The following is a 12,745-nucleotide window of genomic DNA, read 5'->3' as shown; positions in this document are numbered from 1 at the left end:
ACGCGACCCGCACCGGAAAGGATGCGCGGGCCGCCGCTAAAAATCTAGATCGTACCCATCAACATCAAGATGAGGATGACGACAAGAATGACACCGAGAATACCAGTGGGGCCGTAACCCCAGGCGCGAGAATAACCCCAGGTGGGCAGTGCGCCGATCAGAAGCAAAACCAAAATTATAATCAGGATTGTCGAAAGGCCCATTTTTCAAATTCCCTCACAGTGACCATTATGGCCTATAGAACTTTCGTGAGGGGCAAATGGTTCCCGCAGTCGGGTCGTTTCAGATTCGGCGCGCTGTTCCGTCAATTGTCGGCCCGTCGCGGCGAGCCCGGGCTGGAACAGGCACGGGCAGTCGCGAAACTATCCAGCTCACAAGCAACGGCACCAAGATGATATCGTCGACCCAGCCCAGGATCGGGATAAAATCGGTAATCAGATCGACTGGCCAAACAAGGTAGGCCGCGGCCGCAACGGTCGCGAACTTGAGATAAAGCGGCGTGCCCGGCGACCAGAAGGCCTTCCAGAGCAACAGGGCTTCCTTGCGAAACCGCAGGAAGCGAGGCAGCATGAGGGAAGCGAGGTTCTTTATCATCAATTTTAGATAGGGAGGGTTGCTGGCCATTCAAGGCCGCTTCGTCGCACTGACGTAACATTGCGCTGATCTGTGCGAAGGCTTATGTGTGCGACGACAACAAAGAGTACGGGTCATGTCAGGTCCAGCACAGCGCAAAAACACAGTCGGTGTCGATGTCGGCGGCGTCACGGTCGGCGGGGGAAACCCCATCGTCGTCCAGTCGATGACCAATACCGATACCGCCGATATCGATTCCACGGTCCGCCAGGTTGCGGCGCTGGCCCGCGCCGGCTCTGAGATTGTACGTATTACTGTCGACCGTGACGAAGCAGCTGCCGCTGTCCCCCATATTCGCGATCGGTTGATGGTGCGCGGCATTGACGTGCCGCTGGTGGGTGATTTCCACTATATCGGGCACACGCTTCTGGCCGATCATCCTGCCTGCGCCGAGGCCCTGGCCAAATACCGCATCAATCCGGGCAATGTGGGCTTTAAGGATAAGCGCGACAGGCAGTTTTCCCAGATGATCGAGATTGCCAACCGCTATGAGAAGCCTGTGCGGATCGGAGTCAATTGGGGCTCGCTGGACCAGGACTTGCTGACGGTGCTCATGGATGAGAACGCTGCCCGCGTCGAACCCTGGAGCGCCGCACATGTCCAGCGTGAAGCCATTATCCGCTCAGCGATCCTTTCCGCCGAACGGGCTGAAGAGCTTGGCATGGGGCGCGACAAGATCATCCTGTCGACCAAGGTGTCTGACGTCCAGCAGTTGATTTCAGTATATCAGGAGCTCGCAACACGCTGCGACTACGCGCTTCATCTGGGCCTGACCGAGGCGGGAATGGGCTCAAAGGGTATCGTCGCGTCGTCGGCAGCTCTGGGTATACTGCTCCAGCAGGGTATCGGTGACACGATCCGCATATCGCTAACACCCGAACCGGGGGGCGATAGGACGCTAGAGGTCAAGGTCGCGCAGGAATTGCTGCAAACCATGGGGTTTAGACAGTTTGTTCCTGTTGTCGCGGCATGCCCAGGTTGCGGGCGGACCACGTCGACGACCTTCCAAACGCTGGCCAAGGACATCCAGGACCATTTGTCGACTTCGATGCCCGAGTGGCGCGAAAAATATCCAGGCGTTGAGGCTATGAGCGTGGCGGTGATGGGCTGCATCGTCAACGGGCCAGGGGAATCCAAACACGCCGACATCGGCATTTCGCTGCCCGGCACCGGGGAAACGCCTTCGGCGCCGGTCTTCATTGAGGGCCAGAAGGTGACGACCCTTAAAGGGGCCGACGTTGCCGATCAGTTCAAGCGCATGGTTGCCGACTACATCGAGAGCCGATTCGGGACGGGACGGGCCAAACCGGCCGCGGAGTGAACAAGGGCGAGACGGGCGTCATACCTAAAGCCGGGTAGGGCAATCTGCTGGCCGGGCCAAGCGCCCGCCCTAGGCCATTTCCATGGCAACCAGCCTCTAGCGCTTTTCCCGGCCGGCCTGTCGCACGTAGACCGGTGTGTCGCCGCCCATATACTGAGCGGTATGGCTGAATGTGAAGCCTAGCTTTTCGCCGACACGGATTGATCCCAAATTGTCGGGATGGAATATGCAAAACGTCCCTGTAGACCCGAAATGTTTGTCGCCCCAGCCAAGAACCGCACGGGCAGCTTCGGTAGCATAGCCCTTGCCGTGGTGGCGTGTGGCAAGCACCCAGCCGATTTCAGGCTCGCCCGAAACTGGGGGTGTCATATCGCGTTTGAGCGCGCCAAACCCCACATCGCCTACGCTATCGCCTGTGTGTTTTTCCTCCACATGCCAATACCCGAAACCATAGGCGGCCCAGTGGCCGATATAGCGCAGCAGGCGCACCTGGCTTTCCAACTGGGTAGATGGCTTTCCGGTGATGAATTCAACAACCTGCGGATCGCTCCACAAGGCGTGGACGTCAGCGAAATCGGAGGCGGTATGACCACGCAACACCAGGCGTTCGGTGTGCAGGACGGGAACGGGGGGTAGATTTGTGGGCAGATTAGGTATCAATTCTTGCGCTCCGCAAAATGACGAATGAGGGCGCGCATAGGGTCCGCTTTCGGTCCGAAAATAGCGAGCGCATTGACGCCGTCCTCGACAGTTTCTGAAAGCATTGTGCGGGCCGCATCCAGACCGCGCCGGGCGATGATTGTGGACTTGTTCTGAGCGATGTCCTTGCCTGCGGTTTTGCCCAGGGCATCCGAAGTCGCCGTGACATCGAGAATGTCATCTGCCAATTGAAAGGCCAGCCCCGCCTGCGCACCGTAATGCGCCAATCCAGCGCGTTGCTCATCGCTGGCGCTGCCCAGGATCGCACCAAATTCGACACTCGCTCGGATCAATGCGCCTGTCTTCATCGACTGCATCGTTAAAATCCCAGCCTCATCGAGCGGCGTGGTTTCGCCTTCGATGTCGACCACCTGACCGCCGACCATCCCAATCGGACCTGCAGCACGCGCTAGGGCTAACACAAGTTCGGCCCTTACCGCAGGGTCATGATGTGTTTGGGGCGATGCCAGAAGTGCAAGGGCCTCTGTCAGAAGTGCATCGCCAGCGAGGATGGCCATTGCGGGATCAAACGCCTTCCAAACCGTGGGTTTGCCGCGGCGAAGCTCGTCATTGTCCATATCGGGCAGATCGTCATGGACAAGGGAGTAGCAGTGGACCATTTCGAGAGCTGCGCCGGCCGCCATGCTCCTATCGTGCGGAACGTCAAAAAGCGCCGCCGAAAGGCGAACAAGGAAGGGCCGTAAGCGCTTGCCTCCGTTGAGGGCACCATGGTTCATCGCCGCGACAAGGCGTTGGGGCGCCGCGAGCGCCCCAAGGTGGGCGGCCAGGAACGCTTCGGTATCCCGGGCGCTGTCGGCAAGCTGAGAATCGAATTGGTCATCGCTCATGGCAAGATTTGCTAAAGCCTCCATGTCCATTCTACAAGCGCGCTCGTTGCCGATTGAACCAAGGGATTGAAGTTGGCCGGACGACGGAAAAAGCGGGGCTGGAAATTCTGGATAGTTCTGCCGCTGTTGCTGGTGGCTGCGCTTGTGGCCATTCCTTTGGTGCTTGTGCCGATCTACTGGGTGGTGCCGCCGGTTTCAACGCTGATGATCGGGCGTTTCGTCGCGGGGCAGCCGGTCACACGCATCTGGCGCGATCTCGATGAGATTTCCGACAGGCTCAAGACAAGCGTTGTTTTGTCCGAGGACGGGCAATTCTGCACGCATCATGGCATAGATGCCAGTGCGCTAAGGGCGGAGATCGACAATTTTCTGGCCGGCCGCGAGGCTCGAGGTGCGTCCACGATCACCATGCAGGTGGCGCGGAACCTGTTCCTCAACAACTCGCGATCTGTTGTGCGCAAGGGCCTGGAAGTGCCTCTGGCCATCTATATCGATCTGGTCTTGCCCAAGCGCAGGATCATGGAAATTTACCTCAACATCGCCGAATGGGGACCAAATGGAGAGTTTGGCATTGAGGCCGGAGCGCAGGCGGCGTTCGGCACGAGCGCTGAAAGTTTCTCATGGCAGCGGGCGGCGCTCATGACAGTAACGCTTCCCAATCCCCATGTTCGCCGCCCGGGAAATCCCACAACCGGACTGATACGTGTCGCCGGAATCGTAGAGGGGCGAGCGCAGCGATTTTCATCCCATGCCAATTGCCTTTTCGATGGCGCGCCCGCACTCTAGAATGAGCTCATTGATCGGTTGGGCTTTCAAGGGCCGGCTGGCGAATGCGTTTTACGCTCAAAGCCCAGTTTCCCCTGGGCTTGCGCTGCAAAAGTCTTCAACTTTTCATTGCCGCACTCTAGCCAAGCCCCTAGCGATCCTGTATAGAGCGCCACGATCCCGATAGGGTATGACGGTTTTAGCGTGACCGGCGCGGCAGGATTATATTGTCTCCGCAGGTTGCGCAGCATGAAAATGGAGTAGTCAAATGGCAGTCCCCAAAAGGAAGACGACGCCGATGAAGCGCGGGTTCCGCCGTTCGGCAGATGCGCTCAAAGGCGCAGCGTATGTTGAAGACAAAGACAGCGGCGAGCTTCGTCGCCCGCATCATGTGGACCTCAAGTCCGGCATGTATCGCGGTCGTCAGATCATGGAGCCCAAGGGCAACTGATCCTAGGTTCTGGTCGTGCTTCCGGCGGAAACCGGTCATGGTTTTCTTGTAAGCATGCCAAGCTACGGCGCTTTAGACCAAAGCGCCATTGACGGGCACTCCCGTCCAGATTACGGCCAGTCCTTGAAAAAGGGCTGGTCTTTTTATTGGCCAACTTCACTATGTGTCGCGTTTCCGGACGGCAAAGGTGGTAAGCGCTTTTGCTGGAAACGCTCCAGCCAGACCGGAGGATATTGATGAGCACGCGGACCGAAACCGACTCGATGGGCCCGATCGAGGTCGACAGTGAGAAGTACTACGGAGCACAAACCGCGCGTTCGTTGATGAATTTCGATATCGGGGGCGAAAAGATGCCGCTCGAAATCGTCCATGCTTTCGGTATCCTCAAGAAAGCCGCAGCGGTTACAAACACCCAGCTCGGTCTTATGGACAGCGCGACGTGCGAGCTTGTCGTTGCTGCTGCAGATGAGGTGATCGCGGGCAAGCTCGATAATCATTTCCCGCTCGTTGTCTGGCAGACCGGGTCGGGCACCCAGTCGAACATGAATGTCAACGAGGTCATATCCAACCGCGCCATTGAAATGGCCGGAGGTGATATGGGGAGCAAGAAGCCCGTCCATCCCAATGACCACGTCAATATGAGCCAGTCCTCCAACGACACCTATCCAACCGCCATGCATATCGCGGCGGTTACGATCGTCGAGGACAGTCTGTTTGCCAAGGTCAAGCTGCTGCGCGATACACTGGCGAAAAAGTCCCAAGCGTTCATGGATGTGGTCAAGATCGGCCGCACACATCTCCAGGACGCGACACCACTGACGTTGGGTCAGGAAATCTCCGGATGGGTGGCCCAGATCGATCTGGCACTGCAGGCCGTCGAGGCGACGCTGCCGCAATTGCGTGAACTGGCGCTTGGCGGAACGGCAGTGGGAACCGGACTCAATACGCACCCCGACTATGCGCGTATGGTGGCCGAAGAAATTTCGTCGCTTTCAGGTCATGAGTTCGTCACCGCGCCAAACAAGTTTGCGGTGCTTGCTGGTCACGATGCCTTCGTTGGGGCGTCTGGCGCGCTCAAGCAACTTGCCGCAGCACTGATGAAGATCGCCAACGACGTTCGCTGGCTGTCTTCGGGACCGCGCTCGGGGCTGGGCGAGATCACAATACCCGAGAATGAACCGGGGTCCTCGATCATGCCGGGCAAGGTCAATCCCACACAGTCCGAAGCGATGACCATGGTCGTAGCGCAGGTTATGGGCAATGATGCGACAATCGGATTTGCAGCCAGCCAAGGCAATTTTGAGCTCAACGTCTACAAGCCCGTGATCGCGTATAATTTCATCCAGTCGGTGCGGTTGCTTGCCGATGCAGCCAAGTCGTTTAACGACAATTGTGCAGTCGGCATCGAGCCGGACCGCAAGAAGATCAACGAGCATCTCAACAACTCGCTGATGCTGGTCACTGCTCTGAACCGCAAGATTGGCTATGACAATGCGGCCAAGATTGCCAAGACTGCGCACAAGAACGGCACGACATTGCGTGAGGAAGCCATTGCTCTGGGGCTTCTGACAGGTGAGGAATTCGATGCCGAGGTGCGACCCGAACAAATGGTCGGACCGCTTCCGGTCAAGGCGTAGGCAGAAGGCCGGTCAATGACCGGCCTTTTTTCTGGCCATATGGGGGGAATTGGGGCAGTGTCGCTGCCATGAGACCACCTGTTCGACGGAACCCAACGATGTTCGTGCCGCCGCTCCTGGCCCTGCCTTTGATCGTTTACAATGTCATGGCGCTGTTCGGATTTGGTGACAGCGTTGCATGGATGGCGCCGTTGGCGACCATTTCGATGGTGTCTGGCGGAGTTTGGACATTGAGCGTTGGCGACGTGTTTGTGCTCGTCTCGCTCGTGCTACTGTTTGGTGAAATTCTCAAGTCGACGCGGTTTGGCAATGCTTCGGTTGTCGATCATATGCTTTCGACAGCTGTTTTTGTTATCTGCCTCGTTGAATTCCTGCTGGTCGGCTATGCAGCCACATCGGTATTCTTCATTCTAATGGTCATGGCGCTGATTGATGTCATCGCCGGGTTTACTGTTTCGATCCGCGCGGCAGCGCGTGATGTGCAATTTGGCGGGACTGAGTAGGGTCAGGCCGATACAGATTTGCGATAGCCGGTCGGGACGCGCTTGAGATCGCTTGTTTCGGTCGTGCGATAATACTGACTTGCACGGTTTTCGCGTGATGCTGATGCCGAAGTGCCGGCGCGGGCCGATTCGATAAGTTGAGCAAGGAATGCAGCAGGCGGGGCGCCGCGGCTCTGCGATGCGCGCGGCACGGCGAGGTTCATGGGCAAACGCTGTCCCGAAATCGTCCGCTTTTCCTGCCTGTTCGTGTCCACTTGCGCGGTTCCGTTTCAAAATGGGATAGATGTCCCGTTTTGGCACATATCTCGTGCCCATCTTATCGTCAGGTCGCAATCGCCGTGCCAGTTGGCAACGATTTGTTAACGATTGCCATACGCAATGACGTATATGGTTAATGCTGTACAGGGGCTTTGGTTCGCTCAGATGGCCTCAGTTAACGAATCGGTAAGAGATACGCCGCAATTTTGCGGCTTTGTTGCGTGCATAAAGCGGGCCCCGGTCCGACAAAACCGAACCGGGGGACGGTCCTTGATGTGCAGCGCGATCCAAGCCGATCGCCAACCTGGGGCTCATAGACATTTTGTGGACGAGATCTAAGAGGCCGAACCGATGATTGTTGCGCTATCCCCCGCCCGGCTGAGCGCCGCTGCGCTTGCTCTTCTTTGCTTGGGTGGGCTTGCAGCCTGCTCTGGCGCGCCCTCGAGCGGCGGCGGCGGGCTTGCACCGGGGCTGGTCGCGCAGATCAATGCACCGGGTGCACAGATGGACCGGCAGGCGGCTTTGGGGATCATCAACCAGTACCGTGCGACCCGTGGCGCCGCGCCTCTTGCTGCAGATCCTACGCTTGATGCTCAAGCGCAAACTGTCGCTGCGCAATATGCTGGATCTGGAAACCCGCCGTCGCGTCCTGCTGGTGTGACCAATATGCGGCTTTCGGCAGGCTACACAAATTTCGCCGAGACGTTTTCAGGCTGGCGCAACAGTCCCGCTGATGCCGATGTGTTGGCGCAGGCTAATGCCCGACGCGCAGGGTTTGCTGCAGTTTATGATCCAAATTCGGCCTATGGCACTCATTGGGTCATGCTTTTGGGGCAATAGGAACTAGACGTCTTCGAGCAACCGCTTGCGCAGGTCCAGTCGTGGACAAATAAGCTTGTGCTCAAGGGCGTCGAAATCAACGCGGGTCAGAAACTCGATAGCAAAGCCAGGGTCGAGTACGCGAACGACGCGACCGACCACCGTGCCCAGGGCCATGGCCATGCCGATTTTCACTTCGATATCGGCGGACACGGCGGCGCCCGTCATGCTGATGTCGATCACAAAGCAATCGAGCATGGTGCCGTCGCCAAGAATGATCGTGGACTGAGGGTCTTTAGGCGTGACGCGTCGATAGCGACGGTGTTCCGAAACTTCGAAATTCTTGTGCTGCTCGAGCCATTGCACGTGAGAGGCCAGACGTTCGCGTTCCTCGTCAGGCATCGCCAGAGACATGGTGAAGCCAAATCCCATCGGCCGCGTGATTTGCCCGCGCAAAACGCCGAACTCGTCGAAATGGGCGCTGACCCAATCGCCGACATCGCCACCTATCGGGGCTGCCAATGACATGGTGACGGGAGAAATCCGTTGCACGCGGCACGCAAAATAGGATGTCTTGTCTTTGGTGGTGGGCCATTTTTCAAGGTGATAACGCCCCGGCATATTGGTCATCAATCGCAACCGGTCGTCTAATCGGGCCGGTTCAGCACGGCCCTTAGATCGATTTGCCTTTGTCATGGTGTTCTCCCCCAAGAGGAGAACACCTTACAGTATTAGTTCTTAATAAAATTTGATCCAATAAATTGACCTTGTGATGATCATGGCGCCTGTGTTCCAAATCCAAGCCGATGCGTGAGTAAACTGATGAGTGATACTGTTATCGATGCTCGCGGCCTTAAATGTCCGCTTCCGGTTCTAAAGCTGGAGAAAGTACTTGCCGGCACCTCGGCTGGTGAATCGATTGCCGTGCTGGCCAATGATCCTGTCGCACGCATCGACATTCCCCTCTACTGTCAGCTGCAGGGGCATGGTTTGGAAATGCACGACGAAAAGACGTTTATCCGCTTTGTTGTGACCAAGGTGCCAGATCCAGAATCTGCCGGGTAAGGCGAGATTGGCAGGCGCCAAGTCTCAAAGAGCAGGCGCGGGCTGAACCCCATTGGGGGTGAGCGAAATAATCGAGGCATCGCCAAACCCACTCGAAAAGGTCTGATCGACCATGCCTGTGCCAACAATCGGTGTAGCACTGGGCCGTGGACGAGGCAGGGGCACATTTGCCAGCCGTCCAAGAGTCGCAATTGTGTGTGTTGGCGGCACGATTGTATCGTTCAGATAAGAAATCTGGCCGTCGAGCCCGGCGGAAAAGACGGCGGCCCGCTGTTCGGAATAATCGGGAGCGCCTGCGCCGCAGATATTGGGTCGCATATCTGTGGGCTGCAAACCGGCTTGATTGGCAATGGCGTTTACGGTGCGCCCGGTGCCGCGATATCCGCCTGCGAAGCCCGAAAACAGCATTTGGGCAGTCATTTCACCGCGTTCGCGCGATGAATTGGCACCGAAGGTTACGGCCATCAATTGTCTTCCGCCGCGCGTAACTGTCGCAACGATGTTCAAGCCAGAGGCGCAGATATAGCCTGTTTTCATGCCATCGGTGCCGGCAAAAGCAGTCAAGAGCTCATTGTTGGCGTGGGAGCGCGTATCGCCGAAAGCGAGCGTGCGCGTCGAAAACAGTGCGTCATACTGTGGAAAGCGCGCTTTGATCGTCAGTGCGATCATGGCGATGTCTCGGGCCGTGGTCACCTGGGCGGGATCGTGCAAGCCGTGAGGGTTAACGAAATGTGTGCCCGTCAGGCCCATGATCGCCGCGCGCGCATTCATCATTTCGACAAACGCCGGTTCACTCCCAGCAATAGTTTCACCTACCGCCACGGCAATGTCGTTGGCCGATTTGACAATGAGGACATAGAGCGCGTCTTCAAGCGTAATGGCCGTTCCTTGCGGCAGTCCAAGCTTTGACGGGGCAGCCGAAAGCGCATTGGCCGAAGTGATGACCGGGGTCGAGAGCGAGGCTTGGCCCGTTTCGATTGCCTCAAATGCGATGAGTGCAGTCATGAGCTTGGTCAGCGACGCTGGATGCCACGGGATCCCGGCCTCGTTCTCATAAAGCACCTCGTTGGTGCGCATATCGATCAGCAGTTGAGGTAGCGCAAACGCCTGGGCAAGGGAGACAGCAAGTGAGCCGAGAACCAGCACGCAAATGGATAGCAATCGCCGGATAGACAGCACCGTGCTCACTCCGTTTTCGTTCATTAAAAGATCTTATGCATGCATAACAGGGCAATTTTGGCAGAACAATGCCCGGACATCTTTCCCAGTTCGAGCGGCAATGGCCGTGGTGTATTGGCTCAAGGGTTCCCTTTGGTAACCAGGGGTATTATATATACTCAGTCTAACATGAAGGGTTTCGGCCATGACCAGTATCGCGCCGGATAAGACGTCAGTATGTACGGCGATGGGGGATATCCTTAACCGCATTGGCGACAAATGGAGCGTGATGGTGGTGGAGCGGCTTAAAGGCGGCACCATGCGGTTCTCCGAACTGCGCCGTGCCATCGATGGTGTTTCCCAGCGCATGTTGACCCTGACGCTGCGCAATCTCGAGCGCGATGGTCTTGTGACACGAACCGTGTATGCGGAAATTCCGCCGCGTGTTGAATACACGCTGACGGAGATGGGGTGCACACTGACCGGGCCCATCGGGGCGCTCTGGGATTGGGCGGCCGAGCACCAGCACGACGTTGCGCGTGCGCGTGCCAATTTTGATCGCGCCCTGGCCGATGCAGACCAGCCCGAAAGCAAGCGCGCCCGATCGCCTAACGTATAATGCACCCCCCGGCAGGCTACAGTATGTCGTTATCGGCCCTGCAACATTTCCCCTGAGGGCTTGACGTTTCGACTTTTTCTGGCGCAGTCGCGTCCCGAATTGCCAGCAAAAGCGTTCAATGATCGGGACTGACCGTCCACAAACTTCGGACTTTGCGATGGGCAAGGAAATCGAACTCAAATTACAACTCGATCCACGGGCGGCGGGACAGGCGATCCAGTGGGGAGAGGCGCAGGGCGATATGACCCAGCGCGTTTTGCGCTCGGTCTATTTCGATACGCCCGCGCGCTCATTGGCCATGGCGGGGCTATCCTTGCGCACTCGGTACGATGGCGCCGGCTACATCCAGACAGTCAAGGCCACACCGGCAGCGGCCGCAGGACTGTTCTCACGCAGGGAATGGGAAAAGGATATCGGCTCAGAACAGCCCGAGCTGGGGTTGGACACACCGCTGGCCGGCTTGCCTCCCCAAACGCTGGATGCCCTGACGCCACTTTTTTCGCTGTCTGTCGAACGCCAGAGCGTTGCAATAACGATCGATGGAAGTCTAATCGAGATGGCGATCGATACTGGAACGGTCGCTGCGGACGATCGGCGGGCGGATTTCTGCGAGATCGAGTTTGAGCTTAAATCCGGTAATGCCGGTGTTCTTTTTGCTCTGGCTCGCGAGCTTGATACTCTTGTCAGCCTGCGGTTGGGGGTTGTGACCAAATCGGAACGCGGCTATCGCCTGCGCGATGCACTCGCACAAAGTGCCAAGGCCGATCGTATTCGGCTGTCGCCCGACTTGAGCACTGCAGATAGCTTTGCGGCAATCGCAAGCGCCTGTATGCGGCAATATCGGCTCAATGAGGATATCGTGCGTCGTCGGCGTTCGCCCGAAGCCCTGCACCAGGCCAGAGTGGGGCTGCGGCGCCTGCGATCTGCGATGACGCTGTTTAAGCCGGTATTTGCCGACGACAGCTGTTCCCATTTCAATGATGAACTCAAGTGGTTGGCTGGGACGTTGGGCGCGGTGCGCGATCTCGATGTGCTCTACGATAGGGCGCGATCCGATGAATTGCGGTTGGCTATTTCACGGTTGCGCGATGACGCCTATGGCGCGCTGGCAGACACGCTTGATTCGGCACGTGCGCGTGCCCTGATGATCGATCTTGCCGAGTGGGTTGCGATTGGCGCGTGGCGCGGCCATGAGGGCGATAACCCAGTGGGCGCGTTTGCAGTGGAAAGGCTCGACAAGCTGTTTCGGAAATTCAAGAAACATAGTCATGGGCTCGCCGCGCTAAACGATGAAAGTCGTCATTACGTTCGCAAGCTGGCCAAGAAATTGCGGTATGGCAGTGAATTTTTTGTGGCGCTCTATACCGACAAGAAGCCCGCAAAGCGCCATCGGCGTTTCATCGAGAGACTCCAAATTGTGCAGGATCAGCTTGGCACACTCAACGACCTTGCTGCAGCACCGCATCTTTTGGCCAAGAACGGACTGAACGACACTGAAGGTGCCCAGAGCGTGATCTCTGGCTCAGGCGCAACCGATATGCTGGAAAAGGCAGAACTCGCGCGAGACACCCTAGTCGAACTCAGACCGTACTGGGTCTGAGCACCAGGGTCATTTCGCATTTCGAGAAATGGTGCGGGTGGCCGGAATCGAACCGGCACTCCTTTCGGAACTGGATTTTGAATCCAGCGCGTCTACCAATTCCACCACACCCGCAGCAGATTTGTCGCGGCGGACTATAGGCAAACATTGCGCCGCGTCAATCGGTCAATTGTACGGCTTTGCGCTTTGTATACGTTTGCCGGATAGAGCATTGTTTCTCCGCGCTTGCGCGTCTGCGATCTGACGGCCATTTTTTCGGCGCTCTTTTTTGTGGGCATGCAAAGCGAAATGCGCCCTCAACCCGGCGTGATCGCGATTGAAAATTGTTTGCGGATGGCGCAAGGCTTGCCCGCCCGCCAGTTGGGGACG

General features: G+C 57.5%; 16 protein-coding genes and 1 tRNA gene. 9 read left to right on the top strand and 8 right to left on the bottom strand.

Features of this window, described 5'->3' with window-relative positions:
• Positions 1 to 44: 44 nt before the first annotated feature.
• Together ACN0TA_RS13410 and ACN0TA_RS13405 are read right to left on the bottom strand one after the other, a co-directional pair.
• Positions 45 to 203, bottom strand: a complete 159-nt coding sequence (locus ACN0TA_RS13410) for a DUF3309 family protein (protein ID WP_417583742.1) — start codon at positions 201 to 203, stop codon at positions 45 to 47.
• 79 nt (positions 204 to 282) lie between these two features.
• Positions 283 to 624, bottom strand: coding sequence for a YkvA family protein (locus tag ACN0TA_RS13405; protein WP_417583740.1), 342 nt, complete (start codon positions 622 to 624; stop codon positions 283 to 285).
• An 85-nt stretch (positions 625 to 709) separates the two neighbouring features.
• Here ACN0TA_RS13405 and ispG point away from each other — a divergent pair, with 85 nt between their 5' ends.
• Positions 710 to 1,954, top strand: a complete 1,245-nt coding sequence (ispG, locus tag ACN0TA_RS13400; RefSeq protein ID WP_417583738.1) for a flavodoxin-dependent (E)-4-hydroxy-3-methylbut-2-enyl-diphosphate synthase — start codon at positions 710 to 712, stop codon at positions 1,952 to 1,954.
• A 96-nt stretch (positions 1,955 to 2,050) separates the two neighbouring features.
• Here ispG and ACN0TA_RS13395 read toward each other — a convergent pair whose 3' ends face one another.
• Together ACN0TA_RS13395 and ACN0TA_RS13390 are read right to left on the bottom strand one after the other, a co-directional pair.
• Positions 2,051 to 2,614, bottom strand: coding sequence for a GNAT family N-acetyltransferase (locus tag ACN0TA_RS13395; protein ID WP_417583736.1), 564 nt, complete (start codon positions 2,612 to 2,614; stop codon positions 2,051 to 2,053).
• Positions 2,611 to 3,501 (bottom strand): polyprenyl synthetase family protein, encoded by an 891-nt coding sequence (locus ACN0TA_RS13390; protein WP_417583734.1) that lies wholly within the window; start codon positions 3,499 to 3,501, stop codon positions 2,611 to 2,613. Before ACN0TA_RS13390 ends, ACN0TA_RS13395 begins: the two co-directional genes overlap by 4 nt.
• A 72-nt stretch (positions 3,502 to 3,573) precedes the next feature.
• Between ACN0TA_RS13390 and ACN0TA_RS13385 the strand changes: the two genes are divergently transcribed.
• The 4 genes from ACN0TA_RS13385 (at position 3,574) to ACN0TA_RS13370 (ending at position 6,857) form a co-directional block, all read left to right on the top strand.
• Positions 3,574 to 4,287 carry a transglycosylase domain-containing protein gene (locus ACN0TA_RS13385; RefSeq protein WP_417583732.1) on the top strand — a complete coding sequence of 238 codons (714 nt, stop codon included), beginning with the start codon at positions 3,574 to 3,576 and terminating at the stop codon, positions 4,285 to 4,287.
• Between the two features lie 247 nt (positions 4,288 to 4,534).
• Positions 4,535 to 4,717, top strand: coding sequence for a 50S ribosomal protein L32 (gene rpmF, locus ACN0TA_RS13380; protein WP_417583730.1), 183 nt, complete (start codon positions 4,535 to 4,537; stop codon positions 4,715 to 4,717).
• 236 nt (positions 4,718 to 4,953) lie between these two features.
• Entirely contained in the window at positions 4,954 to 6,354 is a 1,401-nt protein-coding gene (fumC, locus tag ACN0TA_RS13375; protein WP_417583728.1) for a class II fumarate hydratase, read from the top strand.
• Positions 6,355 to 6,452: 98 nt separating this feature from the next.
• Positions 6,453 to 6,857 carry a hypothetical protein gene (locus ACN0TA_RS13370; protein WP_417583726.1) on the top strand — a complete coding sequence of 135 codons (405 nt, stop codon included), beginning with the start codon at positions 6,453 to 6,455 and terminating at the stop codon, positions 6,855 to 6,857.
• 2 nt (positions 6,858 to 6,859) lie between these two features.
• Here ACN0TA_RS13370 and ACN0TA_RS13365 read toward each other — a convergent pair whose 3' ends face one another.
• On the bottom strand, positions 6,860 to 7,111 hold the full coding sequence (locus ACN0TA_RS13365) for a hypothetical protein (RefSeq protein WP_417583724.1): 252 nt from the start codon (positions 7,109 to 7,111) through the stop codon (positions 6,860 to 6,862).
• 355 nt (positions 7,112 to 7,466) lie between these two features.
• Here ACN0TA_RS13365 and ACN0TA_RS13360 point away from each other — a divergent pair, with 355 nt between their 5' ends.
• Positions 7,467 to 7,955 (top strand): CAP domain-containing protein, encoded by a 489-nt coding sequence (locus ACN0TA_RS13360; RefSeq protein WP_417583722.1) that lies wholly within the window; start codon positions 7,467 to 7,469, stop codon positions 7,953 to 7,955.
• Between the two features lie 3 nt (positions 7,956 to 7,958).
• Here ACN0TA_RS13360 and ACN0TA_RS13355 read toward each other — a convergent pair whose 3' ends face one another.
• The gene (locus ACN0TA_RS13355) at positions 7,959 to 8,630 is read right to left on the bottom strand and encodes a PilZ domain-containing protein (RefSeq protein WP_417583720.1); all 672 of its coding nucleotides are present in this window, start codon (positions 8,628 to 8,630) and stop codon (positions 7,959 to 7,961) included.
• Between the two features lie 126 nt (positions 8,631 to 8,756).
• Here ACN0TA_RS13355 and ACN0TA_RS13350 point away from each other — a divergent pair, with 126 nt between their 5' ends.
• Positions 8,757 to 8,999: a sulfurtransferase TusA family protein gene (locus tag ACN0TA_RS13350; protein ID WP_417583718.1), complete on the top strand. Its 243-nt coding sequence runs from the start codon at positions 8,757 to 8,759 to the stop codon at positions 8,997 to 8,999.
• Positions 9,000 to 9,023: 24 nt separating this feature from the next.
• Here ACN0TA_RS13350 and ACN0TA_RS13345 read toward each other — a convergent pair whose 3' ends face one another.
• A complete protein-coding gene (locus ACN0TA_RS13345; protein ID WP_417583716.1) occupies positions 9,024 to 10,202 on the bottom strand; it encodes a D-alanyl-D-alanine carboxypeptidase family protein in 1,179 nt (392 codons plus the stop codon).
• Between the two features lie 160 nt (positions 10,203 to 10,362).
• On the opposite strand from ACN0TA_RS13345, the gene ACN0TA_RS13340 reads away from it, so the two are divergent.
• Positions 10,363 to 10,776: a winged helix-turn-helix transcriptional regulator gene (locus tag ACN0TA_RS13340; protein WP_417583714.1), complete on the top strand. Its 414-nt coding sequence runs from the start codon at positions 10,363 to 10,365 to the stop codon at positions 10,774 to 10,776.
• A 118-nt stretch (positions 10,777 to 10,894) separates the two neighbouring features.
• On the top strand, positions 10,895 to 12,376 hold the full coding sequence (locus ACN0TA_RS13335; RefSeq protein WP_417583712.1) for a CHAD domain-containing protein: 1,482 nt from the start codon (positions 10,895 to 10,897) through the stop codon (positions 12,374 to 12,376).
• A 29-nt stretch (positions 12,377 to 12,405) separates the two neighbouring features.
• Here the strand turns inward: ACN0TA_RS13335 and ACN0TA_RS13330 are convergent.
• A tRNA-Leu gene (locus ACN0TA_RS13330) sits at positions 12,406 to 12,490 on the bottom strand.
• Between the last annotated feature and the right edge of the window lie 255 nt (positions 12,491 to 12,745).

The sequence above is a fragment of the Pelagibacterium sp. genome (genome assembly GCF_048264985.1).
Classification (GTDB): Bacteria; Pseudomonadota; Alphaproteobacteria; order Rhizobiales; family Devosiaceae; genus Pelagibacterium.
Note: the sequence above shows the minus strand (reverse complement) of the source record. Positions and strands in the feature narration are given on the sequence as shown.